25 protein-coding genes and 1 pseudogene are annotated in these 22,200 nt (G+C 69.0%); 12 read left to right on the top strand and 14 right to left on the bottom strand.

Annotation, left to right across the window (positions count from 1 at the left end; all coding sequences use genetic code 11):
- The first annotated feature begins 38 nt into the window (after window positions 1-38).
- On the top strand, window positions 39-1,625 hold the full coding sequence (gene hutH / locus F0344_RS12760; RefSeq protein ID WP_185298908.1) for a histidine ammonia-lyase: 1,587 nt from the start codon (window positions 39-41) through the stop codon (window positions 1,623-1,625).
- 10 nt (window positions 1,626-1,635) lie between these two features.
- Here hutH and F0344_RS12755 read toward each other — a convergent pair whose 3' ends face one another.
- Entirely contained in the window at window positions 1,636-1,944 is a 309-nt protein-coding gene (locus F0344_RS12755; protein WP_185298907.1) for a hypothetical protein, read from the bottom strand.
- A 108-nt stretch (window positions 1,945-2,052) separates the two neighbouring features.
- Here F0344_RS12755 and F0344_RS12750 point away from each other — a divergent pair, with 108 nt between their 5' ends.
- The 3 genes and pseudogenes from F0344_RS12750 to F0344_RS12740 all read left to right on the top strand — a co-directional run.
- Window positions 2,053-2,496: a hypothetical protein gene (locus F0344_RS12750; protein WP_185298906.1), complete on the top strand. Its 444-nt coding sequence runs from the start codon at window positions 2,053-2,055 to the stop codon at window positions 2,494-2,496.
- A gap of 241 nt (window positions 2,497-2,737) precedes the next feature.
- A complete protein-coding gene (locus F0344_RS12745) occupies window positions 2,738-4,009 on the top strand; it encodes a L,D-transpeptidase (RefSeq protein WP_185298905.1) in 1,272 nt (423 codons plus the stop codon).
- A 124-nt stretch (window positions 4,010-4,133) separates the two neighbouring features.
- Window positions 4,134-4,442: pseudogene (locus F0344_RS12740) on the top strand (ATP-binding cassette domain-containing protein); the annotation flags it as partial.
- On the opposite strand, the gene F0344_RS12735 reads toward F0344_RS12740, so the two are convergent.
- Window positions 4,414-4,896, bottom strand: coding sequence for an RDD family protein (locus tag F0344_RS12735; RefSeq protein WP_185298904.1), 483 nt, complete (start codon window positions 4,894-4,896; stop codon window positions 4,414-4,416). The pseudogene F0344_RS12740 and the gene F0344_RS12735 overlap by 29 nt on opposite strands.
- A 193-nt stretch (window positions 4,897-5,089) precedes the next feature.
- On the bottom strand, window positions 5,090-5,608 hold the full coding sequence (locus F0344_RS12730; RefSeq protein ID WP_185302650.1) for a GNAT family N-acetyltransferase: 519 nt from the start codon (window positions 5,606-5,608) through the stop codon (window positions 5,090-5,092).
- A 220-nt stretch (window positions 5,609-5,828) separates the two neighbouring features.
- Here F0344_RS12730 and gdhA point away from each other — a divergent pair, with 220 nt between their 5' ends.
- Window positions 5,829-7,208, top strand: a complete 1,380-nt coding sequence (gene gdhA, locus F0344_RS12725; protein WP_185298903.1) for an NADP-specific glutamate dehydrogenase — start codon at window positions 5,829-5,831, stop codon at window positions 7,206-7,208.
- A 109-nt stretch (window positions 7,209-7,317) separates the two neighbouring features.
- Window positions 7,318-7,719, top strand: coding sequence for a helix-turn-helix domain-containing protein (locus tag F0344_RS12720; RefSeq protein WP_308460971.1), 402 nt, complete (start codon window positions 7,318-7,320; stop codon window positions 7,717-7,719).
- Between the two features lie 6 nt (window positions 7,720-7,725).
- On the opposite strand, the gene F0344_RS12715 is transcribed toward F0344_RS12720, so the two are convergent.
- The 7 genes from F0344_RS12715 to F0344_RS12685 form a co-directional block, all read right to left on the bottom strand.
- Complete coding sequence (locus F0344_RS12715) at window positions 7,726-8,445, bottom strand: hypothetical protein (protein WP_185298902.1); 720 nt, start codon at window positions 8,443-8,445, stop codon at window positions 7,726-7,728.
- Complete coding sequence (locus F0344_RS12710) at window positions 8,423-10,564, bottom strand: hypothetical protein (RefSeq protein WP_185298901.1); 2,142 nt, start codon at window positions 10,562-10,564, stop codon at window positions 8,423-8,425. Before F0344_RS12710 ends, F0344_RS12715 begins: the two co-directional genes overlap by 23 nt.
- Before the next feature lie 51 nt (window positions 10,565-10,615).
- Complete coding sequence (locus F0344_RS12705) at window positions 10,616-10,873, bottom strand: hypothetical protein (protein ID WP_185298900.1); 258 nt, start codon at window positions 10,871-10,873, stop codon at window positions 10,616-10,618.
- Between the two features lie 199 nt (window positions 10,874-11,072).
- Entirely contained in the window at window positions 11,073-12,233 is a 1,161-nt protein-coding gene (locus F0344_RS12700) for an IS4 family transposase (RefSeq protein ID WP_185297178.1), read from the bottom strand.
- Window positions 12,197-12,478, bottom strand: coding sequence for a hypothetical protein (locus F0344_RS12695; protein ID WP_185298899.1), 282 nt, complete (start codon window positions 12,476-12,478; stop codon window positions 12,197-12,199). Before F0344_RS12695 ends, F0344_RS12700 begins: the two co-directional genes overlap by 37 nt.
- Before the next feature lie 107 nt (window positions 12,479-12,585).
- Complete coding sequence (msrA, locus tag F0344_RS12690) at window positions 12,586-13,290, bottom strand: peptide-methionine (S)-S-oxide reductase MsrA (protein WP_185298898.1); 705 nt, start codon at window positions 13,288-13,290, stop codon at window positions 12,586-12,588.
- A 262-nt stretch (window positions 13,291-13,552) separates the two neighbouring features.
- Entirely contained in the window at window positions 13,553-14,656 is a 1,104-nt protein-coding gene (locus F0344_RS12685; protein WP_185298897.1) for a hypothetical protein, read from the bottom strand.
- A gap of 67 nt (window positions 14,657-14,723) precedes the next feature.
- On the opposite strand from F0344_RS12685, the gene F0344_RS12680 reads away from it, so the two are divergent.
- Window positions 14,724-15,869 (top strand): cystathionine gamma-synthase, encoded by a 1,146-nt coding sequence (locus tag F0344_RS12680; RefSeq protein ID WP_185298896.1) that lies wholly within the window; start codon window positions 14,724-14,726, stop codon window positions 15,867-15,869.
- A 178-nt stretch (window positions 15,870-16,047) separates the two neighbouring features.
- Here the strand turns inward: F0344_RS12680 and F0344_RS12675 are convergent, their stop codons facing one another.
- The 4 genes from F0344_RS12675 to F0344_RS12660 all read right to left on the bottom strand — a co-directional run bounded on the left by F0344_RS12675 (window position 16,048) and on the right by F0344_RS12660 (window position 17,649).
- On the bottom strand, window positions 16,048-16,239 hold the full coding sequence (locus F0344_RS12675) for a DUF1059 domain-containing protein (RefSeq protein ID WP_185298895.1): 192 nt from the start codon (window positions 16,237-16,239) through the stop codon (window positions 16,048-16,050).
- Between the two features lie 71 nt (window positions 16,240-16,310).
- Window positions 16,311-16,571, bottom strand: a complete 261-nt coding sequence (locus F0344_RS12670) for a hypothetical protein (protein ID WP_185298894.1) — start codon at window positions 16,569-16,571, stop codon at window positions 16,311-16,313.
- Entirely contained in the window at window positions 16,568-17,059 is a 492-nt protein-coding gene (locus tag F0344_RS12665) for a sigma factor-like helix-turn-helix DNA-binding protein (protein ID WP_185298893.1), read from the bottom strand. Before F0344_RS12665 ends, F0344_RS12670 begins: the two co-directional genes overlap by 4 nt.
- A gap of 59 nt (window positions 17,060-17,118) precedes the next feature.
- Complete coding sequence (locus tag F0344_RS12660) at window positions 17,119-17,649, bottom strand: MarR family winged helix-turn-helix transcriptional regulator (RefSeq protein WP_185298892.1); 531 nt, start codon at window positions 17,647-17,649, stop codon at window positions 17,119-17,121.
- 155 nt (window positions 17,650-17,804) lie between these two features.
- Between F0344_RS12660 and ilvA the strand changes: the two genes are divergently transcribed.
- The 5 genes from ilvA (at window position 17,805) to F0344_RS12635 (ending at window position 22,189) form a co-directional block, all read left to right on the top strand.
- Window positions 17,805-19,034 (top strand): threonine ammonia-lyase, encoded by a 1,230-nt coding sequence (gene ilvA / locus F0344_RS12655; protein WP_185298891.1) that lies wholly within the window; start codon window positions 17,805-17,807, stop codon window positions 19,032-19,034.
- A 96-nt stretch (window positions 19,035-19,130) separates the two neighbouring features.
- Window positions 19,131-20,111 carry an ATP-binding cassette domain-containing protein gene (locus F0344_RS12650; protein ID WP_185298890.1) on the top strand — a complete coding sequence of 327 codons (981 nt, stop codon included), beginning with the start codon at window positions 19,131-19,133 and terminating at the stop codon, window positions 20,109-20,111.
- A complete protein-coding gene (locus F0344_RS12645) occupies window positions 20,108-20,260 on the top strand; it encodes a hypothetical protein (protein WP_185298889.1) in 153 nt (50 codons plus the stop codon). The genes F0344_RS12650 and F0344_RS12645 overlap by 4 nt, the downstream gene beginning before the upstream one ends.
- Entirely contained in the window at window positions 20,257-21,051 is a 795-nt protein-coding gene (locus F0344_RS12640; RefSeq protein WP_258049905.1) for an ABC transporter permease, read from the top strand. The genes F0344_RS12645 and F0344_RS12640 overlap by 4 nt, the downstream gene beginning before the upstream one ends.
- Window positions 21,052-21,607: 556 nt before the next feature.
- Complete coding sequence (locus tag F0344_RS12635) at window positions 21,608-22,189, top strand: hypothetical protein (RefSeq protein WP_185298888.1); 582 nt, start codon at window positions 21,608-21,610, stop codon at window positions 22,187-22,189.
- The last annotated feature ends 11 nt before the right edge of the window (window positions 22,190-22,200 follow it).

The following is a 22,200-nucleotide window of genomic DNA, read 5'->3' as shown; positions in this document are numbered from 1 at the left end:
TAGTGACATGAAGGGATTCAATCCGTAGGGTTCTGAATATGGATATGCATACAGTCGTGGTGGGGACGTCCGGTACCACCGCTGAGGACGTCATCGCCGTGGCCCGCGCGGGCGCCCGCGTCGAGCTCTCGGCCGCAGCCGTGGACGCGCTTGCCGCAGCCCGCGAGATCGTCGAGGCGCTCGCCGCCAAACCCGAGCCGGTCTACGGCGTCTCCACCGGCTTCGGCGCCCTCGCCAGCCGTCACATCAGCCCCGAACTCCGCGCCCAGCTCCAGCGCAACATCGTGCGCTCGCACGCCGCGGGCATGGGCCCCCGCGTGGAGCGCGAGGTCGTCCGCGCCCTGATGTTCCTGCGGCTGAAGACGCTGGCCTCCGGGCACACCGGCGTACGCCCCGAGGTCGCGCAGACCATGGCCGACGTACTGAACGCGGGCATCACCCCCGTCGTCCACGAGTACGGCTCGCTCGGCTGCTCCGGCGACCTGGCCCCGCTCTCCCACTGCGCCCTGGCCCTGATGGGCGAGGGCGACGCGGAGGGCCCCGACGGCGTGGTGCGTCCCGCTGGCGAGCTCCTCGCCGCCCACGGCATCGCCCCCGTGGAACTGCGCGAGAAGGAGGGCCTGGCCCTCCTGAACGGCACCGACGGCATGCTCGGCATGCTCGTGATGGCCCTGGCCGACCTCAAGAACCTCTACATCTCGGCCGACATCACCGCCGCGCTCTCCCTGGAGGCGCTGCTCGGCACGGACAAGGTCCTCGCCCCCGAGCTGCACGCCATCCGCCCGCACCCCGGCCAGGGCGCCAGCGCCGACAACATGCTGCGGGTGCTCGCCGGGTCCGGCCTCACCGGTCACCACCAGGACGACGCGCCCCGCGTCCAGGACGCCTACTCCGTGCGCTGCGCGCCGCAGGTCAACGGCGCGGGACGCGACACCCTCGCGTACGCCTGCGTGGTCGCCGAGCGCGAGCTGGCGGCCGCCGTCGACAACCCCGTCGTGCTGCGAGGGAGCACCTCCGGCTCGAGCGAGGCCGAGGGTGGGGGAGGCCGGGTCGAGTCCAACGGGAACTTCCACGGCGCCCCCGTCGCGTACGTGCTCGACTTCCTGGCGATCGTCGCCGCCGACCTCGGGTCCATCTCCGAGCGCCGCACGGACCGGCTCCTGGACAAGAACCGCTCGCACGGGCTGCCGCCGTTCCTGGCCGACGACGCCGGGGTGGACTCCGGGCTGATGATCGCCCAGTACACACAGGCCGCCCTCGTCAGCGAGATGAAGCGGCTCGCCGTCCCCGCGTCCGCGGACTCGATCCCGTCCTCCGCGATGCAGGAGGACCACGTCTCCATGGGCTGGTCGGCGGCGCGCAAGCTCCGTACCGCCGTGACCCACCTGGCCAGGATCGTCGCCGTCGAGATGTACACGGCGACCCGCGCCGTCGAGCTGCGCGTCGCGCAGGGGCTGACCCCCGCGCCCGCCTCGCTCGCCGCGATCGAGGCGCTGCGCGCGGCCGGTGTCGAGGGCCCGGGACCGGACCGGTTCCTCGCCCCCGACCTGGCCGGCGCCGACGCCTTCGTACGCGAAGGGAAGCTGGTCGCGGCCGTGGAGCCGGTCACCGGACCGCTGGCCTGAGGGGAGGCTCTCAGTTGACGGACGGGCCCCCCGACGGGCCCGTCCGGGCCGAGTAGGTGACGAAACCCGCGCCGATCAGCAGGAACGCCGTGCCGCCGATCAGATACGGGGTGGTGTCGACGCCCGCCCCGGTGTCGGCGAGCACGGTGTCCGCATCCGTCCGCCTGGCGGGGGTGACGGCCGACTGATTCCGCACGGAGCCGGCGGCGTCCTCCGTTTGACTTCCGCCGGTCGCGTTGGCGGAGGGGACGAACCACAGAGCGCAGAGCAGGGTGCCCGCGGCGGTCGTGGTCAGCAGCGTGCGACGAGCGATGGACACAGAATCGATCCCCTTGCGACAACCATCAGTTAGCCCCGTGGGCCGATGCTAAGCAAAGCAGTGGGTCGTGGGAAAGCCGCAGACTCCAGGAGCCTTACGCTCCCGCCTATGACCACTTCAGAGACATCCAGGTTTGTTCGGCTTCGCGTGGAGATGGTGCTGGAGATCACCGACGCCGCAGCCCTGACCGGCAGCGCCCTGGCGGGCATCGCCGCCGAATACGCGGCAGCGGGCATCGCACCCGCCCCGGGAGAATCCGCCGAGGAGCGGACGCATGCGGAGGCCACCGTACGGGAAGACGGTGCGGAGGCCATTGCTTCACTCGTCGACCCCTTCGACCTGGTCAGCGAGGTGCCCGGGGTGGAACTCGCCCAGGCGTCCTGGAGCAGTGAGACCGTCGACTACGACCCCGACGCCGAGGACTGGTCCGAGGACTGGGACGGCGACGAGGACGACGACGAGAGCGGCTACGGATTCGAGGGCGCACGTGAGGACGGCGAGGTCGAGGACAATGGGCAGGGCGATGGTGAGCGCGCCGACGCGGAACGGTAGGCCACAGGCGTGAGAACCCGGCCCCGGCCCGCATCCGACCGCGGACCGGGGCCGGCTGCGGGCCGGCCGCCATTACGTGTCCGCCGACGGGAACCGGCGCCGACGCCACCGCGTCGGTGAGTGGTGTTCCCCACATCCGCGCAGGATGTGGAACCGGACACCCCCTTGGGGTGTTCTTGGAACATTGACGGGGAAACGCCGTCCGGCGAACCCGTTACGGGGATTTGGGGAATCGGCAACGATGGAGAAGCGTGTGATGACGGACAGCAAGCGGCGCAGGGGCCTCGCGGCCGTGTCCGCACTGCTCGGCGGCGTACTGGTGCTCTCGGCCTGTAGCGACGACGGCGGCAAGAGCGCCGCCCCGACTGCGGAGAGCTCGAAGAAGTCGCAGGCTCAGGTGGACGAGGCGGCGGCCAAGGAAACCTCGGATGCGCAGATAACGATCGCGCCGAAGAACGGTGCCACCAACGCGGGCATCAACAAGGACGTCAAGGTCACCGTCACCAAGGGCAAGCTGACCGAGGTCACCATGACCACGTCGGCCGGCCAGAGCATCGAGGGCACCCTCGCCGCGGACGGTCTGAGCTGGGCGCCCGCCGGCCAGCTGGAGCGCTCGACCACGTACAAGATCAACGCCACGGCGGCGGACGCCAAGGGCCGTGAGGCCCACGAGAACAGCTCCTTCACCACCGTGTCGCCCGACAACAGCTTCATCGGCAACTTCACGCCCGAGGACGGTTCGACCGTCGGCGTCGGTATGCCGGTCTCGATCAACTTCAACAAGCCGATCAGCGACCGGAAGGCCGTCCAGGACGGCATCAAGGTCACGTCCAGCAGCGGCCAGGAGGTCGCCGGCCACTGGTTCAACGCGCAGCGGCTCGACCTGCGCCCCGAGGACTACTGGCAGGGCGGCTCCACCGTCACCCTGAAGCTGGAGCTCGACGGCGTCGAGGGCGCGGACGGCGTCTTCGGTGTCCAGGAGAAGACGGTCACCTTCAAGGTCGGCCGCAACCAGGTCTCTACCGTCGACGTCCGGGCGAAGACCATGACCGTCACCCAGGACGGCAAGACGATCAAGACCATCCCGATCTCCGCCGGTTCCTCGGAGAACCCGACGTACAACGGCGAGATGGTGATCTCCGAGAAGTTCAAGGAGACCCGGATGGACGGTGCGACGGTCGGCTTCACCGACGACGACGGCAAGGGTGAGTACGACATCAAGGACGTGCCGCACGCCATGCGGCTGTCCACGTCGGGCACCTTCATCCACGGCAACTACTGGGGCGCCAAGTCGATGTTCGGCAGCGCCAACACCAGCCACGGCTGCGTGGGCCTCGCCGACGTGAAGGGTGCGGGCGACGCGAACGCGCCCGGAGCCTGGTTCTTCAACAACTCCATGGTCGGCGACGTGGTCATCGTCAAGAACTCCCCGGACAAGACCATCGCGCCCGACAACGGACTCAACGGCTGGAACATGAGCTGGGCCGAGTGGACGGCCGGCTCCGCCGCCTGATCCCCTGTCCGACCCGCATTCCCCCCCCCCCCCCCCCGCGTACGAAGGCGGCGGCACCCCGGATTCCCGGTGCCGCCGCCTTCGGCGTATCCGGGCGCACGCACGCGTGTCGGGCGGCGGAGGGCTCGAATCCGTGGGTCTCGGTGACCGTCCGGCCCATCTGCCGGGCGAGATGTCCGGTGGCCGGAAGCAGCGGGTCGCGATCGCGCGGGCGCTGGTGAAGCGGCCCAAGGTGCTGCTCGCCGGCGAGCCCACCGGCAATCTCGACGAGTTCATGCGCGACGAGATCATGGAGGTGCTCGACGGGCTGTGGTAGGAGCACGGGCTGACCTTCGTCATGGTCACCCACGACAGTTCCCTGGCCCGCAAGGCGCCGAGGGTGGCCACCATCCGTGAAGGCCGGGTCACGGTGACGGAGAACGCCGCCACCTGACCCCGTGCCCGCTCGCCCGGCGGCCCGGCCTCAGGCCGCTCGCCCGGTAGACCAGCAGGTCCACGTGCCGCACCTGCCGCAGCCCCGCCACGTCCTCGTACGGGCCGCCGTCCTCGCCGCCCCGGCCGTGCCCGGTGAGCGAGCGCAGCCGGTGCCACGCCTGCAGCGGCGCCCAGCACAGTCCGAGGATCCAGCGCCGCACGAGCCGGCCGAACCCGGGGCGTTCGACGCCGGGCATCTCCACGACCCGTACGCCCATCACCAGCTTGCCGGCGCTGGCCCGTAACGCCGCGGTCAGGAGGACCTGGTTGACGAAGGAGAGCACCAGCGCGAAGGCGAGCAGCAGCGGAAGGGCCCGGCCCGCCTCGGAGGTGCCCACGTGGGGCCGGGTCAGCAGTCCGGCCGCCAGCAGACAGAGGTAGCAGTCGACGGCGACCGCGAGGTACCGCCGCATGTCACCGGCGCCCGGGATGCCCGGCGGGGGACGTAAGGACCCGTAAGCGCCGGACGGTCGCCGCCGCTCGTACGGGCCCGGCGGGGCGGCCCACCTCGCCGGAGGGCTGCCGGGCCGCCGCAATCCGTACAACGGCCTTTGGAAATAGGGCTGTTGACCGTTTCTCGGCCCCCGTGGCGCGTTCATTACGGCATCATGGCCGATCGTCCGCTGCCGCGTCTCCCTTCCACACATAGCGGATGTCCGGTTCCCGCTCCTCGTTGTCCGAACCGTCCGTGCGCTCCGCCGCCAGGAAACCGTGCCGCTCGTAGAAGCGGTGCGCGGGCGCGTTGACCTGGAAGGTCCACAAGTCGAGCCCCTGCGGGCTGCGCTCCTTGGCGAGCTGTACGAAGCGGTCGCCGAGGCCGTGCCCGCGGCGGGCGGGATCCAGGTAGAGCTGCTCCATTCGGCCGTCCTCCAGCACCATCATTCCGACCACGGTGCCCGCCTCGTCTGCCACCCATGTCTCGTGGTGCACCACGACCACATCGCGGAAGAACGCCCGTACACCGTCGTCGTCATGAGCGCGGCGCACCGTCGGCAGCGCGGCGTCGAAGGACCGCAGGTAGACCTCGGCGACCGCGGCCCCGTCCCCGGGCTCCGCGCGCCGCAGGGTGATCGGGGTGCTATCGCTTCCGGTGCCTCGGCGCGCAGCCGCGTCCTTGTCGTTCATCGCGACAATGTCGCACATCGTCCGCCTGCTTCCCACCCTTTACCCGCGGGGTGACCGACGCTGACATCCGGGGACGTGGCCGGCATGTGGATGCCGGCTGCGGATCTCCGGACCGCGCTGGGACTATTGGCCGGTGCAACGGTCCTGGACGGACCGTGGGCGCCCCAGGGGACAGGGAGCGCCGACGTACGTCACGCCCACTATGGAAGGTCTTGATCAGATGCCGGCCATCGCCGACTCCGTAAGCCCGCGCAGTGCCGCGAACCGAGTCATCGAGCCGCTCTACGCGGAGATCCTGCGGCGCAACCAGGGCGAGAAGGAGTTCCACCAGGCAGTACGGGAGGTCCTGGAGACCCTCGGACCGGTGCTGGCGCAGCGGCCGGAGTTCGTCGACGCCCGGATCATCGAGCGGCTCTGCGAGCCCGAGCGTCAGCTCATCTTCCGGGTGCCGTGGTCGGACGACTCCGGCACCATCCACGTGAACCGCGGATTCCGCGTCGAGTTCTCCAGCTCGCTCGGCCCCTACAAGGGCGGACTGCGCTTCCATCCCTCGGTCAACCTCGGCATCGTGAAGTTCCTCGGCTTCGAGCAGATCTTCAAGAACGCCCTCACCGGTATGCCGATCGGCGGCGGCAAGGGCGGCTCGGACTTCGACCCCAAGGGCCGCTCCGACGCCGAGATCATGCGGTTCTGCCAGTCGTTCATGACGGAACTCCACCGCCACCTGGGCGAGTACACCGATGTTCCCGCGGGCGACATCGGCGTGGGCGGCCGTGAAATCGGCTACCTCTTCGGCCAGTACAAGCGGATCACCAACCGCTACGAGTCCGGCGTGCTCACCGGCAAGGGCCTCGGCTGGGGCGGCGCCCAGGCACGCACCGAGGCGACCGGCTACGGCTGCGTCCTGTTCACCGCCGAGATGCTCAGGAGCCGCGGCGACTCCCTCGACGGCCAGCGCATCGCCGTGTCGGGCTCGGGGAACGTGGCGATCTACGCCATCGAGAAGGCGCAACAGCTCGGCGCGACCGTGGTGACCTGTTCCGACTCGGGCGGTTACGTCGTGGACGAGAAGGGCGTCGACCTCGACCTGCTCAAGGAGATCAAGGAGGAGGGGCGCGGCCGCATCTCCGAGTACGCGGAGCGCCGCGGCCCCCACGTGCGTTACGTCGCCGGTACGGGAGTCTGGAGCGTCCCCGTGGACGTGGCCCTGCCCTGCGCGACACAGAACGAGCTGCACGAGGCCGACGCGCTGGCCCTCGTACGCAACGGCGTGAAGGCGGTCGCCGAAGGCGCCAACATGCCGACCACTCCTGAGGCCGTCCACGTCTTCCAGGAGGCGGGCGTAGCCTTCGCCCCCGGCAAGGCGGCCAACGCCGGCGGGGTGGCGACCAGCGCGCTGGAGATGCAGCAGAACGCCTCGCGCGACTCATGGACCTTCTCCCACACGGAGGAGCGGCTCGGGGAGATCATGCGTCACATCCACGACTCCTGCTACACGACCGCCGAGCGCTACGGCAGCCCCGGCAACTACGTGGTCGGCGCGAACATCGCTGGCTTCGAACTGGTGGCGGACGCGATGCTGGCGCAGGGCCTGATCTGAGTCACGTCCCTTCGGATCCCGATGTTTCGTACGGCGGCGTAGCCAGCTGGGATTTCGCCGGAGGCGGAACGCTCCCGGCGGTGTGCCGGGGGCTCCTAAGCTGGGTCGGGTGAGCAGCCACCAGCCGGACCGTGCCCGCGTCATCCCCCTGCGCCCGGTCACCGGGGCCCCGTCCCCGGTCCCCGCCAAGGAGCCGCTCCTGCGGCATGTCGTCGGCGACGTCATGCGCCGTGAGCGCCAGGCGCAGGAGCGCACGCTGAAGGACGTGGCGGAGGCGGCGCGCATCTCGATGCCGTACCTCTCCGAGCTGGAACGGGGCCTGAAGGAACCGTCGTCCGAGGTCCTGGCAGCAGCCGCCCATGCTCTCGGCCTGGGGCTGGTCGACCTCCTCGCACTGTCCCACCGCGAACTGATCCGCCTCGCCGCCCCGGCCCCGGTCCGCCGTGTCGGCACGGCCCTCCGCCCGGCGCGGCGGACCCCACGCCAGGGAGAGGTCCGCCTCGCGGCCTGACGGGGACTACCGAGCGGCCTCCGCGGCTTCCTCGGGGGTCTCGAATCCCTTGATGACGGGGTCCTTTTCGAGGGGCTCGTTCTCGCAGCCGAGGGCGTCGGTGGCCTTTCGCGCCATGAGGTGCAGGTAGTGCATCTGACGGTCCCTGGCGTCCTGGCTTTCGCGGGGGCCGGTGTATGCAGTGTTCCAGCTTCGGGCCACGAGCAGTGTGCGTTTCGAGAGTGTGCTCAATTCTCCGGGCAGGTCGCACTCGATGTGGAGCTTGGCCAGAGTTTCGTCCGATTCGCCGTATGTGCCGTTGAGATTGTAATAGCTGTGCGTGTCCGCAGGGCGACCGGAGGGGGCAGGGGATTCTCGCGAGGTCCAGGAGAATTCTGTTCCCAGGGTGTTTCCCCCGCTGGTCTTGGGATACGCCGGAATTAGTGCGCACGTCTGAATGTTGGGCGCCGAGATCTCAGGCTTCCACTCCCGCAGGTTTTCGTTCATCTTTTCCGTGAGGTCATCGTTCGTATTGCGGATATTGATCTTGTATTGCTCTGTTCCGAGCATGCGCTGTACGAGCTTGCCTTCGGTGGAGGTGCGGGAGTGGCTGCACATCTGACTGATCGGTTGATCCGGGCTCTCTGCGGTGGTGCACGAGGTCGCTGCCACGATCAGTGCTGAAGCGACGATCGAACGCTTCAGCACCGTACGACCTCGCATGTCACAGATGGGCTGCAGCTGCATTGCGTCCGGCATCGTGCCCCTCGCTCGCCGCGTCCTTTGCCGACTTGAATGCCCCATCCTCGGAAATCCCTTTCGCTTCGCCCCACTTGTCGAACAGGGTGTAGGTTCCATCCATGCCGGCGGTGAAGTTGTCGCTGGAATCCTTCTTCCCCTGCGCCTCTGCCGCGTCGACGACGTCCTTGGTCCAGTCGTACGCGGCCGCATCGATGATCGACCCGCCCACCGTGCCCAGGACCGGGATCTCGCCGATCAGACCGTTCGCCCCGGCGGCCGAGTACGCGGCGGTGTCCTCGGCCCACTCCGCCTTGTCCTTCTCCTTGTCCTCGTACACGTCGGCGCCTATGCCGTTGAGTGCGCCCATCGCTCCACCGATATCACGGCTGCGGTGGTCCCATTCGGCACTCGAATCGTGCTTTCGGTCGCCGGTGTACGGGGGAGCTGTGGCCAGTTGGTCGGCCGCGTAGGCCCGCTCGGTCTCGTACAGCAGCGAGAAGGACGGCGCGTCCTCCCCGATACCGCGCATGACGCGTACAAGGCTCGCCTGGCCCACGGCGATGTGGGACTTGTCGTCCGACCCGTTGATGGAGTCCTTGCCGCCGACACCGCCGTACGCCGACTCCTGGCCGTTCAGGATGATGTGCGTGTCCGCCACGTAGTCCGTGAGCGCCCTGGCCATCGGCTGGCGGATGTTCTCCAGGTCCGGCGGGAATTCGTCCCCCTTGGCGTCCTCGTCCAGGAACCGGATGGCGTTGTGCATCACGCGTGCCTGGCCGTCCGTGTGCGGACCGGGTTCGCCGGGCTTTCCTCCCGGCTCGTGGCCGGTGGAGGCGGCCTCGATCGCGGCTCCGAGGCCCGCGGCCTTGTCCGGATCCGGCACGTCCATGATCGCGCCGCCGGGCGCGATGATGTCGTCGTAGGGCCACTTGCGGTCGGTCAGCAAGTAGTCCAGGTGCTCGTTCTTGTTGCCCTCGGCCTTGGGGTCTAGGAAGTACTCCGCCGCTGCCGGGTCCTTGCTCATGACGCCGAGCAGGTCGTCCAGGGGGTCGACGGAAAGTCCGGGACGGGTCGCGTCGAAGGCGTGCGCGCGCCGGTCCGGGTCCTCGTTCTTGATGATGTCGTGGCCGACGTCATTGAGGAATTCCTTGCCGTACCCGTCGCCGTGCTTCATCAGCGTCACGAACGCCTGGTAGCCGGAGGTGACCGACACGCCCTTGTCGATCCGGTCCGGGCCCACGCCCTTCAGCCCGTCGAGGAAGGGCTTGTAGGCGTAGCTGTTCGGGTCCTTCGTGCCGGAGGCAACGGTGTTGGCGAGGCTTTCGGAGATCGAGTTGTAGAGCTTCTTGTCGCTCGCCGACACGCCCGAATCGCTGGCCGCGAGGTGCATCCGGTCGGCGATCCGCACCGCGTCCTCGGCACCGAGGGCGTGCAGGTATGCCTCGCTGAAGTGCTTGTCCTTGGCGTTCTCACGCATGACATCGCGGTAGTGCTGCAGCTCCCTGTCCGAGGCCTCGCCGGACTTGACCTTTTCGGACAGGGCGATCGCCTCGACGGCCTCGACGTCCCCGACCGGCTTGGCGTTGAATCCGAAGGGCGCCGTGCCGTCGGCACCGGAGGCGTTCAGCAGTGCGGTCTTGACGTCCTGGTCGAATTCGTTGACCGCCTTCACCGCGGCGCCGATGTTGCTGGTGTAGGATATCTCGACGTTCCTGAGATCAGGATCGTGGCGAACACTGTTCGCGGTGGCCGCGTCCACCTTGCTGTAGTCGTAACTGGCCACGCCGCTGTCGGAGACCTTCATCCCGGCCTTGACCGCATCCGCGACGGCGGACTCCACCTTCGCCTTCAGATCCGTGAACTGCCCATGGGCGTCCCGGAGCAGCGACTCCATGGCGAGGGCTTCCTTCTGCGCCGCGTCGTACTGACCGCGCGTTATCGCGAAGTTGGGTGCGGCGACCGACGCGCTCTCCCCGATCCAGATGTCACCCTTGGCGACGCTCTGCACGTCTTTCTCGTACAGATCCTCAAGCTTCTTGAGCCTGGTGGCCATTTCCTTCCAGCCGTCCGCGGCCGAAGTGAGCTTGGCGAGCTTGACATGCAGTATTTCGTAATAGCTGGGCATCGTTCCCCCTCAAACGCCGGACAGTCGTGAACGCACTCAGATCCCGTTCACTCAGATCCCGTTCACCCTGGACTGAAGAGGGATGAAACCCTGCCCCGTGGTGATGTCCTGATCGGTGAACCGCACCGACGTGCTCCGCAGATTGGCCTTCTCGGTGTCCAGCCGTGCCATCAGCCGCTTCACCTGGGTGTCCCAGTGCGCGTGGGCCTTCTTCAGGCCGGCTCCGGTGTCCCAGCCGCCGAACTCGCTGATGGCGTTCCGGGTGGATTCGTCGGCCGCGTCGGCGGCCCCTCTGGTCCCAATGGCCATGAGTTAGATCGGGTCGGGTGTCAGTGTGTGGAGCACGATGGTGCGGGTGACGCGCCGGGTTCCGGGGTCGGTTGAGCTGCGGGTTTGGTAGCTGAGATGGGGGCGTTTCGTGGTGCGGGGCGTGGTGCGGGTGGGGCGGTCTCGGATGTGCATGCCGGGGAGGTCGGCTATGAGGAAGTGCAGGGCCTTCGCGAGCTGGTCAGGGGGAAAAAGCCGTCCTGAGGGAGCTTTTGACGGCGTCCAGGACGGGCGGGAAGCTGATGCGGGCGGGGTCGATGCCCGCGATCACGGCGGCCCTGGCGATCAGGGTGCGCAGGGCCTGGTAGACGCAGAGTAGCGCCCACAGTTCTTGTCGTACTCCCTCGGGTTTGCCCGAGCGCAGGATGCCGCCACTTTGCCGCAGGTCGACCTTGAGCAGTTTGAAGAGCACTTCCACCGACCAGCGTTCGGCGTAGTTGCGGGCCAGCTCCAAAGCGGGCGCGTGCTCAGGGTCCAGCAGGGTGGTGATGAGGCAGAAGACCTCGCTGATTCCGCCGTCGTCGGCGACGGAGTACTCGATGACTCGTACCGTGACCCGCTGCGACTTCCGCTCGCCGCGCAGTTCGGACAGGTACGTGCCGTCGGCCAGCCGTTTCTTGACGGGCAGGGTGAAGGAAGCCGAGACGCGCCACAGCAGTTGTGCGCCCGTCGCGGCGGCAGCCCGGTACAGGCCGAACGAGGGGAAGCCGCGGTCGGCCAGCAGCAGCATGCCGGGCGCCAACCGGTCCAACAGGCGGGTGAACAGGGTGCGTTCACCGACCGCGATGGAGTCGAAGGCCGCCCCGGTCAGGGCCAGCGTGCCGCACTCGGCCAGCGCCACCAGGCGGACCTGCGGCCGGCTTCCACCGGCCGGAACCGCGAACGCCGCCTCGTTCCGCTTCCCCGAGGGCACATCGAAGACCGTGCCGTCCACCGCCATCAACCGCAGCCCCCGCCAGAACGCCTCCGGGGTGCGCTCATCGGCCACCGGGGCTGCGACCTCGTCGAACAGGTTCCGCAACGGCGCCTCACCCAACCGGTAACGGGCCAGCGAGATCGCCCCGTCACTGGGCACCCGGTATTCGCCCCAGCCGCCCCGCGACCACCGCAGCCCCTCCAGCAGGCCCCGCAGGGTGCGCACGTACCCCTTGCCCGGCTCCAACCACAACGCCAGCGACAAATACATCATCAACTTCGCCGGCAACGACCGCGTTCGCTCCTCACGCGCCCCCGCCTCATCGATCGCCGCCCGCACGGCCTCCTCCGGGAACACCGCCGCCAGCAACCCGATCGACACGTCATCCGTCAGCCGCCCCGCGGCCACACCCTCAATCCGCTCCACCCCAAGATCATCGCACCCCGGGCAGCTAACTCAGGACCATTGCCTCTGGTCCCGGGCTCCAGCTCGTTCTGAATGGTGTTCGCCGCCTTCTTCTTCGCGGCGGGGGCCGTGAGCAGGTCCGGCGGGGAACCCGCCGGACCTGTCGTGCCGGAATTGTCGGCGGGGAGCTGGTTCAGCCGCGTGTGCGCCGACTGCTGATCCGTGACCGCCTGCTTCTGCTGCGCCCATTCCTCGTCGAACGACATGTGCATCCCCCTGTCTGGGCCTGACTGAGGCCTCGGTCGTCGCGTGTGCGACGGCCTGGGCCTCCAAGAACCACGGGCCCTCTTGACGAGGGTCCTGTTGATCCACTCTAGTCAGCGGGTGCGGGGGCGATGCCCGTCGGGCAGGAGCGGCCCCAGTTCGTTTCCGAGGGGGAACTCAGCTTCGCGCCCGTACCGCCGATTCCGCAGTAGCCGTCCGGGTTCTTGTCCAGATACTGCTGGTGGTACGCCTCCGCCGGCCAGAACGGGCGGCCCTGCGCCGGGAGGATCTCCGTGGTGATCTCGCCGAAACCGGCGGCGGTGAGCACCTGCTGGTACGCCTCGCGGGAGGCGGTCGCGGCCTCGGCCTGTTCGGGGGAGTGGGGGTAGAGCGCCGAGCGGTACTGGGTGCCCACGTCGTTGCCCTGGCGGAAGCCCTGGGTCGGGTTGTGGGACTCCCAGAAGAGCTTCAGGAGGTCGGCGTACGACACGACCCGGGGGTCGAAGACGACGCGGACCGCTTCCGTGTGGCCGGTCAGACCCGAGCACGCCTCCTCGTAGGAGGGGTTCTCCGTGTAGCCGCCCTGGTAACCGACGAGGGTCGTCCAGACACCCTCCGTCTGCCAGAACTTGCGCTCGGCCCCCCAGAAGCAGCCCAGCGCGAAGTCGGCGACCTCCATGCCCTCCGGATACGGCCCCACCAGCGGGTTACCGAGCACCGTGTGGCGCGTGGGCACCGTGAATTCGGGGGTGGGCCGGCCGCGCAGGGCCTGCTCCGGGGTGGGGAGCTGAGGGGTGCGGGAATTCAGGAACATGCGGGGCTCCTCCGGGGGTCGGGGTTCAGTGTGTGCAACGCGATGGGGGCGCCGTGGATTCCGGCGCCCCCGTACGTGTGCTCATCGCCCGTCGGTCAGTTCCGGCCTGCCGCGACGACCTGCCTGGCGGAGAAGTCGCGGGCTGGACGTAGCGCTCCTTCGGGTCCCCCGCGTACGTCCACGGCGGCCACCAGTCCCGGGCTCCTGTAGTTCACCGGATGGCGGTGCGGCAACGGGCTTCCGGGACCCTGCGACCTGGCGCCTAATGAGGCAGCGTCGCCGGGCTGCCGCCGTTCGCTTCGTACCCGGCGACCGCGAGGGCCCGGTAGACGGTGTACTCGGCGGCCGGGTCCGGGTCCTGGGTCCACGGCAGGGCGCCCACGTGGCCGTCGATGTGGACGAGCTGGTTCATCGCCTCCGACCAGCGTTCCATCCGGACCAGGAACATCACCAGCAGATGACGGACGTGCGCGAGCATCGGATCGTCGGCGCGGGCCGCGTGCACCGCGAACAGCGCGCCCTCGACCGCCTTCGTCACCACGACGCCCCGGTAGAAGCCCTGCACCAGATTGACCTCGGGCAGGTGCTCGTACAGCGCGAACAACGGCAGCGCCGCCAGCAGCGACCCCTGCGGGGCGCGGGCGGCGGCGGTGGTGGCGAACCGTTCGGCCTCCTCGCGCGAACCGTGCCACTTCTCGCACCAGAAGTGCAGCGCCGCGATGTGCGCGCCCATATGGGCCGGGTCCCGGTCGATGATCTTCGCCCAGAGCTGGTCGAACTGTTCATGGGAGTAACCGAGTCCCCGGGCCACGGCCAGCTCGACGATGTACGGGACGGGGTCGCCCGGCGCCAGCAGTGCGGCCTCCCCGCAGACCGTACGGGCCTCCTCCAGGATGATCCGGAAGTCGTCCTGGCCGGCACCGGAGGAACGCCACGCCTGCTGCACCAGGAACTCCGCGTGCACCGCCGCGCCGCCCGCGTCCTTCGGGGACTCGGCCCGCCAGGTCCGCAGCCACGCGCCGCCGACCCCCGGCTGCCGCAGCAGTTCGAGCGAGGCCGCGCCGGCGAACGCCTGCACCCGCTGCCACCGCAGCTCGCTCTCCTTGGGCGTGCCGGCCAGCAGTTGGGAGGCGGCCCGCCAGTCCTGGGTGGCCTGCACGACGTCCAGCACGTCCAGGAGGTCCTGGTCGGGTCCGGGCATCCGTACGTCCAGCTCCTCCTGGCGCAGAAAGCCGTACGCGTCCGGGTCGGCGGCGTCGGGGGAGCCGGGCGCGACCTGACGGATACCGCCCCGACTACGCCGCACGATGGGGCCGACGACGGCGGCGATCATGCACAGTGCGATCAGGAACCAGAGAATCTCCATACGGCCATTGTCCCCGTACGGCGCCGTGACCCGTGAGCGCCCTCGTGACGAACTACGCTCGGTCCTCATGAGCGACCAGCACAGCTTCGAGACTCTCGCGATCCACGCGGGCAACACCGCCGATCCCCTTACCGGCGCCGTTGTTCCGCCCATTTACCAGGTGTCCACGTACAAGCAGGACGGCGTGGGCGGGCTGCGGGGCGGCTACGAGTACAGCCGCAGCGCCAACCCGACCCGTACCGCCCTGGAGGAGAACCTGGCAGCCCTGGAAGGCGGCCGCCGGGGGCTCGCCTTCGCCTCCGGCCTCGCCGCCGAGGACTGCCTGCTCCGTACGCTGCTCACCCCCGGCGACCACGTGGTCATCCCGAACGACGCCTACGGCGGTACGTTCCGGCTGTTCGCGAAGGTCGCCTCGCGCTGGGGCGTCCAGTTCTCCGTCGCCGACACCTCGGACGTGGGCGCGGTCAGGGCGGCCATCACCCCGCGCACCAAGTTGATCTGGGTGGAGACCCCGTCCAACCCGCTCCTCGGCATCACGGACATCGCGGCCGTCGCCGACATCGCCCGTCAGGTGGGCGCGCGGCTGGTCGTCGACAACACGTTCGCCAGCCCCTACCTCCAGCAGCCGCTGGCCCTCGGCGCGGACGTCGTGGTGCACTCGACGACCAAGTACATGGGCGGCCACTCGGACGTCGTCGGCGGTGCGCTGATCACCGGCGATCCCACGCTGGCCGAGGAGCTGGCCTACCACCAGAACGCGATGGGTGCGGTCGCCGGCCCCTTCGACGCCTGGCTGGTGCTGCGCGGCATCAAGACCCTGGCGGTCCGCATGGACCGGCACGACGAGAACGCCACCAAGGTCGCGGACCTGCTGACCCGTCACCCGAAGGTGGACAGCGTCCTGTACCCGGGACTGCCCGAGCACCCCGGGCACGAGATCGCGGCCAAGCAGATGAAGGCGTTCGGCGGAATGGTGTCCTTCCGCGTCGCGGGCGGCGAGGAAGCGGCGGTCAGGGTCTGCAACCGCGCCAGGCTGTTCACGCTCGGTGAGTCGCTGGGCGGTGTCGAGTCACTGATCGAGCACCCGGGCCGGATGACGCACGCGTCCGCCGCCGGCTCTCCGCTGGAGGTACCGGCCGACCTGGTGCGGCTGTCTGTCGGCATCGAGAACGCAGACGACCTGCTGGCCGACCTGACGCAGGCGCTCGGCTAGGTCCTGTCTGGAGTTCCAGCGCGGGAGAAGGAGCGGACGCCGCGACGCCGCGGGGGAACTCCAGACAGGACCTAGGGCTTTTCGTCACGAGGGGCAGGGCCTTGCGGCGTCCGTCCGGCGGTGAGAGCGTTGCGGTGGTGAGCGCGCCGCGGTCACCACCGGACGGGCCCGTTCCCTGTCAGACGGCGGTCTTCTCGTCCTCCAGCGTCGCGCGGACCTCCGCGCGCAACTCCGGGCTGTCGGTGTGCTCGTGCACCGAGACGGCGTGCTCGGTGGCGGCCCGTACGACTTCCTCCTCCTCACCGGAGATGGTGAGCGAGCAGTTCGAAACGCTCGGAGAATTGCGACAGTCGGCGATCTTCCTGGTCATGACGGCCTCCTTGGCTCGTACCACATGCAGGCTCTTCCAGGATAGATCCGCCGGGTCATCGCACGCCCGCGTCACCAGCCCTCCAGCGGTGGTGTCGTCCCGGACGGCGGGAGCTCCCACGGACGGGTGATCCCCGCCCACACCACGAACGCCACCACCGCCGCGCACATCAGGCACCTCACCACCAGCCGGGCGGCGCGGTGGCGGCGCAGCAGCCGGGTACCGCGTTCCGCCGCGCGCAGCGCCAGATCGGCGGGCACCTGCGGACGCGGGCCCTCCAGCATCCGGCGGACCTCGTCCACCTTCCGGTCGGCACGGTCGCGGCGGCTCATCGCGTGCCCCGCGGCAGCCGCCCGCCGGGCCGCCCCGGGCGCTCCGGCGGTGCGTACGCCGTGACGACGGCCCTGGTGCAGATCGAGCGCACCCGTTCCGCCGGCAGTCCGAGCAGCGCGGCGGTCTGTTCCTCCGCCACGCCTTCGTACAGACGCAGGACGAGAACGAGGCGTTCCCGCGGGGTCAGCCGTTCCAGCAGACCGCCGCGGGGCCGGCGATGGCGCCAGGCGTCCCGCGCGAACCGGGTGACGAGCTCGTGGCGGGTCCGGTCGTACGGGTCCTCGCCGCGCAGCCGGTCCCACCGCGCGTACGTGTGCGCGAGCGCCGCCGTGAGCAGCCGCAGTGCCCGTGGATTCGCACCCGGCGGTTCGGCGGGTTCGGCAGTGAAGAGGGTGGCGGTGTGCAGCAGGCGGCCTGCCGCGCCCGCCGCGAAGTCCTCGAACTCCTCGGCGTGGAGGCGTTGTCGGTGGGCCCGCCGCTCTCGCATACCCCATCGGAGACCCGGAGGGAGCCCCCGGTCAAGAGGCGTGCGCGACCGGCCGGCGGTCAGTCCTCCGGCGGGGGCTGGTGCGCGGCCTGGCGCGCGGCCAGCGCGGCGTTGAACCGGGTGAGCAGCGTGCAGAACGTGTCGCGTTCCCCCGTGGTCCAGTCGTCGGTCACCTGCGACATCAGTTCACGCCGCGAGGAGCGGACCTCGTTGAGGCGGGCCTGTCCGCGCGGTGACAGCTGGAGCACGACCGCACGGCCGTCCTCCGGATGGGAGGTGCGCTTGACCAGGCCGGTGTCGACGAGTGGGGCGACCTGACGGGTCACGGTGGAGGAGTCGATGCCCATGCCGGCGGCCAGCGCCTTGACGCCCATCGGACCTTCCTTGTCCAGCCGGTTCAGCAGGAGGTAGGCGGCCCGGTCCATGGAATTGCGGACCTGGCCGACACCGCCGAGGCGGGTCTGTTCGGCACGGCGGGCGAAGACGGCCACCTGATGCTGGAGCGCGTCGAGAAGGTGGTCGGTACCCGGGTTACCGGGGGCGGTGCCCCCGGAGGGAGACGCAGCAGTCGTCATGTCCTGAGGGGGCATGGCCGGGCTCTCTTCGTGCGGTGTCGGATGAGTGGGGGACAGAGTACGCCGCCTCGGGGCAACGCGTACCAGCGCTGCGCAAACCTGTGGACAACGCCGCAGTCCACCATGAGACGAGTCGGCCGCGACCGGCCCGAACTGCAAGACTTGCTGTCATGGCCTACCGCACGTCCCACCCCTTTCCTCCCGTGATCCTCGACGATGTCCGCGGGGCGTGGAAGATGCTTTCCGGGGTGGCCAGAGTGACCGCGATGGAGGGCAGCCGGTATCTGACGGAGCTGGTCGGCACACCGGTCCACCTCAAGTGCGAGAACCTCCAGCGCACCGGATCGTTCAAGCTGCGCGGCGCGTACGTACGGATCTCGGGGCTGACCCCGCAGGAGCGGGCCGCCGGGGTGGTCGCCGCGAGTGCCGGAAACCATGCGCAGGGTGTCGCACTCGCCTCTTCCCTCCTCGGCGTACGGTCCACGGTCTTCATGCCCGTCGGCGCACCCCTGCCGAAGGTCTCCGCGACCCGGCAGTACGGCGCGGAGGTCCGGATGCACGGCCATGTCGTCGACGAGACGCTCGCCGCCGCGCAGGAGTACGCGGAGCGGACCGGGGCCGTCTTCATCCACCCGTTCGACCACCCAGACATCATCGCCGGTCAGGGCACCGTGGGCCTGGAGATCCTCGAACAGTGCCCGGAGGTCCGCACGATCGTCGTCGGCATCGGCGGCGGCGGGCTCGCCGCGGGGATCGCCGTCGCCGTGAAGGCGCTGCGCCCCGACGTCAGGATCATCGGTGTGCAGGCCGCCGGCGCGGCCGGCTATCCGCCCTCCCTGGCCGCCGGACACCCCGTGGCCGTCGCCTCGCCCCAGACGATGGCCGACGGGATCAAGGTCGGCCGCCCGGGCGACATCCCCTTCCGGCTCGTCCAGGAACTGGTCGACGAGGTCCGTACGGTCTCCGAGGACGAGCTGTCCAGCGCACTCCTGCTCTGCCTCGAGCGCGCCAAGATGGTCGTCGAACCGGCCGGGGCCAGCCCGGTGGCCGCGCTGCTCAGCGACCCGCAGGCGTTCGCGGGGCCCGTCGTCGCGGTGCTGTCCGGCGGCAACGTCGACCCCCTCCTGATGCAGCGCATCCTCACCCACGGCATGGCGGCGGCAGGCCGCTATCTGAGCCTGCGGCTGCGCCTGACCGACCGCCCCGGCGCGCTGGCCACGCTCCTCGCGGCTCTCTCCGTCGTCGACGCCAACGTCCTCGACGTGAGCCATGTGCGGACCGATCCGCGCCTCGGCCTCACCGAGGCCGAGGTCGAACTCCACCTGGAGACCAAGGGCCCCGCGCACTGTGAAGAGGTGGCGGCGACGCTGCGCGAAGCGGGCTATCTCGTGATGGGCTGAGGCCCCCGGAATCGTGGATTCGCCGCGCGCGGCACGCGGGACGTCCCTAGGATCTGCACAGGAAGTCACCCAAGAAAGCAACTGGGGGAATCCCACATGCCAGGCGCGATATATGCCGAAGGTCTGGTGAAGGCCTTCGGCGATGTACGAGCACTGGACGGCGTGGACCTGGATGTGCCGGAGGGCACGGTCCTCGGTCTCCTCGGTCCCAACGGTGCCGGTAAGACCACGGCGGTGCGCGTGCTGACCACCCTCCTCCAGCCGGACAGCGGCAGGGTGGTCGTCGCGGGTATCGATGTGCTGAAGCACCCCGACGAGGTCCGCCGCTCGATCGGTCTCTCCGGCCAGTTCGCCGCGGTCGACGAGTATCTGACCGGCCGCGAGAACCTCCAGATGGTCGGGCAGCTCTACCAGATGAGCTCCCGCGACGCGAAGACCCGGGCGGGGCAGCTCCTGGAGCGGTTCAACCTGGCCGACGCGGCCGACCGCACGGCCAAGACGTACTCCGGCGGTATGCGCCGCCGCCTCGACCTCGCCGCGGCCCTCGTCGTCTCCCCGCCCGTGATGTTCATGGACGAGCCGACGACCGGACTCGACCCGCGCAACCGGCAGCAGCTCTGGGAGGTCATCCAGGAACTCGTCGCGGGTGGTACGACACTGCTGCTGACCACGCAGTATCTGGAGGAGGCCGACCACCTCGCCGACGACATCTGCGTCATCGACCACGGCAAGGTCATCGCACGCGGCACCTCCGACGAACTGAAGGCCCGCACCGGCGGCGAGCGCGTCGAAGTCGTCGTCCACCAGCGGGACGAGATCGAACGCGCCCGCGAGGTGCTCACCGCCCTCGGCGAGGGCGAGGTCTCCGTCGCCGCGCACACCCGCAAGCTGACCGTCCCGGTCAGCGGCGGCGCCAAACTGCTCGCCGAGATCATCCGCGATCTCGACGCCCGAGGCGTCGAGATCGACGACATCGGCCTGCGCCGGCCCACCCTCGACGACGTCTTCATGTCCCTCACCGGCCATGCCGCGGAGCTGGATACGAACGGGGAGACCGGCAAGGAGGCCGTCGTATGAGCACCACGAGCGACTCCCTGGTCATCGCCCGAAGGAACCTGATCCGGATGAGCCGGATTCCGAATCTTGTTCGCCAAGGTGGATTTCAGTTCAACTCGTCAGGACGTCATGACCTGCGCCTGAGTGCCAGGAAAGAGGGGACGCAGTGAGCAGCACCGCCGACAGCCTGGTCATCGCCCGCAGGAACCTAATTCGGATGTCCAGGATTCCTGAGATGATCCTTTTTGGGCTGATCCAGCCAGTTATGTTCGTGGTGCTGTTCGCCTACGTCTTCGGCGGGTCGCTCGTGGTCGACGGCTCGACCAGTGCCGTCGAGTACCGCAACTTCCTCATGGCCGGGATCTTCGCGCAGACGGTCACCTTCGCCACCGCCGGAGCCGGCGCCGGTATCGCGGACGACATGCACAAGGGGCTGATCGACCGCTTCCGGTCCCTGCCCATGGCGCGCGGTGCGGTGCTGACGGGTCGCACGCTGGCCGACCTCGTACAGACCACGCTCACCGTCATCGTGCTCGCGATCGTGGCCCTGCTGGTCGGCTGGCGTACGCACACCAGCATCGGAGAGGTGCTCGGGGCCTTTGGCCTCCTGCTCCTTCTCGGATACTCCTTCTCCTGGATCGGCGCCCTCATCGGCCTGACCGTGCGGACGCCGGAGGCGGCTACGTCCGGCGGACTGATCTGGCTGTTCCCGGTCACCTTCATCTCGAACGCCTTCGTCCCCACCGAGAACATGGCGAGCTGGCTCCAGCCCATCGCCGAGTGGAACCCGTTCAGTGCGACAGTCCAGGCGTGCCGCGTGCTGTTCGGGAACCCTGGAGTCTCGCCCTCCGACGCATGGCCGATGGTTCACCCCGTGTGGGCTTCGATCATCTGGTCCGTGGTGATCATCGCGACCTTCAGAACCCTTGCAGTTCGCAAGTACCGCAAGGCAGCCGTCTGATGACGCTGTGAAGCCACCCGCAGCGGACGAGTAGTCGGAAGCTGAACGACTCTCACGTCTGACTTACGTTGCACATGATCGAATCGTGCACGAGCTAAACCCCCACAAAGTGTGGGGGTTTCTGCGTTTTGGCTGGTCAGCACAGGTGTACCGACGAGTAAGGGCTTTTGTGACCATAACGAACTAATGGAAAAGCGGAATCTTGGATTCCGATCATGATGTTCGGTGTGTTCCTATGACTGGCGTACTTCAAATTTGCACAGCCTTCTTGGGGGCCGCTATGCCCGAACACCGCCGAAGGAAGTCCGGCCGGACAGGGACAGTCGCAGGCGCAGTGACGATGGTGCTCAGCATGTCTTGGATGCTCGTTGTGGGTATCCGTGGACCGCAGCACGATGCAGCACATACGCATGACGTCAGCGTCGATGACGATGATGAGATCCCGACCGAGCAGAGAGACGACGTAGCCGTCTCGGACACCTTCCCCACGCCCACGCAGGGCACGACTCCCGTCGCGGGGGTGACGAGTGCCGCACAGCCTGCCCAGACCCCTGCCGTGCGCCCTCCCGTGGCCCAGGACCCCATGTCGGCGAGCGATGCGCCCGTCTCGGTGGGCAAGCCCGTCCCGGCCCTCACGGAGGCAGCCAGACCGGTCCCCGGAGCCTCGGCGGCAAAGAAGGCGGACGCCAAGAAGGCCCCGGCTGCGAAGGCCCCCAGCAAGAAGACTCCGAGCGTGCCGAAGACGGCCGCACCCAAGGTTCCGGTCGCTCCCGTCACCCCGAACACCTTCATCGTTCAGAACGTCGAGGGCTTCGAGGTCTCGACGCCGCCGAAGGATGAGCACAACGCGTGGGACGACTTCGGCGACTTCTGGGGTGCGTTCAACCCGTTCATGGCCTCGCTCGCGGCACTGCCGCCCGAGTTCCAGGAGTGGAAGGAAGAGGTCATCGAGCAGTACGTGGAGTCGACGCCTCCGGAACGACAGGACATGGAAGAGAAGTTGGAGGAGGTCTTGCCCGTGCTGACTGAGTCGGTCGGCGACACCCCGCAGCCCGACCGGTACGAGCAGCTCAACCCCATCGAGCTGCCGCCGATCTTGATCCCCTCGACCGAGGAGACTCAGGACAGCTCCGTCTGAGCGTCCAAGCC

It is taken from the genome of Streptomyces finlayi (assembly GCF_014216315.1).
In the GTDB taxonomy this organism is placed as follows: domain Bacteria; phylum Actinomycetota; class Actinomycetes; order Streptomycetales; family Streptomycetaceae; genus Streptomyces; species Streptomyces finlayi_A.
This window is presented reverse-complemented; position numbering and strand designations above follow the sequence as displayed.

Excerpts from the sequence above, each read along its gene's own strand:
- F0344_RS12750 (WP_185298906.1), top strand. The coding sequence starts at position 2,053 with ATGACCACTTCAGAGACATCCAGGTTTGTTCGGCTTCGCGTGGAGATG.
- F0344_RS12685 (WP_185298897.1), bottom strand. The coding sequence starts at position 14,656 with ATGGAGATTCTCTGGTTCCTGATCGCACTGTGCATGATCGCCGCCGTC.
- F0344_RS12645 (WP_185298889.1), top strand. The coding sequence starts at position 20,108 with ATGAGCACCACGAGCGACTCCCTGGTCATCGCCCGAAGGAACCTGATC.
- ilvA (WP_185298891.1), top strand. The coding sequence starts at position 17,805 with ATGGCCTACCGCACGTCCCACCCCTTTCCTCCCGTGATCCTCGACGAT.
- F0344_RS12680 (WP_185298896.1), top strand. The coding sequence starts at position 14,724 with ATGAGCGACCAGCACAGCTTCGAGACTCTCGCGATCCACGCGGGCAAC.
- F0344_RS12745 (WP_185298905.1), top strand. The coding sequence starts at position 2,738 with ATGGAGAAGCGTGTGATGACGGACAGCAAGCGGCGCAGGGGCCTCGCG.
- F0344_RS12710 (WP_185298901.1), bottom strand. The coding sequence starts at position 10,564 with ATGCCCAGCTATTACGAAATACTGCATGTCAAGCTCGCCAAGCTCACT.
- gdhA (WP_185298903.1), top strand. The coding sequence starts at position 5,829 with ATGCCGGCCATCGCCGACTCCGTAAGCCCGCGCAGTGCCGCGAACCGA.
- F0344_RS12705 (WP_185298900.1), bottom strand. The coding sequence starts at position 10,873 with ATGGCCATTGGGACCAGAGGGGCCGCCGACGCGGCCGACGAATCCACC.
- F0344_RS12670 (WP_185298894.1), bottom strand. The coding sequence starts at position 16,571 with ATGAGCCGCCGCGACCGTGCCGACCGGAAGGTGGACGAGGTCCGCCGG.
- F0344_RS12715 (WP_185298902.1), bottom strand. The coding sequence starts at position 8,445 with ATGCAGCTGCAGCCCATCTGTGACATGCGAGGTCGTACGGTGCTGAAG.
- F0344_RS12735 (WP_185298904.1), bottom strand. The coding sequence starts at position 4,896 with ATGCGGCGGTACCTCGCGGTCGCCGTCGACTGCTACCTCTGTCTGCTG.
- F0344_RS12665 (WP_185298893.1), bottom strand. The coding sequence starts at position 17,059 with ATGCGAGAGCGGCGGGCCCACCGACAACGCCTCCACGCCGAGGAGTTC.
- F0344_RS12660 (WP_185298892.1), bottom strand. The coding sequence starts at position 17,649 with ATGCCCCCTCAGGACATGACGACTGCTGCGTCTCCCTCCGGGGGCACC.
- hutH (WP_185298908.1), top strand. The coding sequence starts at position 39 with ATGGATATGCATACAGTCGTGGTGGGGACGTCCGGTACCACCGCTGAG.
- msrA (WP_185298898.1), bottom strand. The coding sequence starts at position 13,290 with ATGTTCCTGAATTCCCGCACCCCTCAGCTCCCCACCCCGGAGCAGGCC.
- F0344_RS12675 (WP_185298895.1), bottom strand. The coding sequence starts at position 16,239 with ATGACCAGGAAGATCGCCGACTGTCGCAATTCTCCGAGCGTTTCGAAC.
- F0344_RS12695 (WP_185298899.1), bottom strand. The coding sequence starts at position 12,478 with ATGTCGTTCGACGAGGAATGGGCGCAGCAGAAGCAGGCGGTCACGGAT.
- F0344_RS12730 (WP_185302650.1), bottom strand. The coding sequence starts at position 5,608 with ATGAACGACAAGGACGCGGCTGCGCGCCGAGGCACCGGAAGCGATAGC.
- F0344_RS12650 (WP_185298890.1), top strand. The coding sequence starts at position 19,131 with ATGCCAGGCGCGATATATGCCGAAGGTCTGGTGAAGGCCTTCGGCGAT.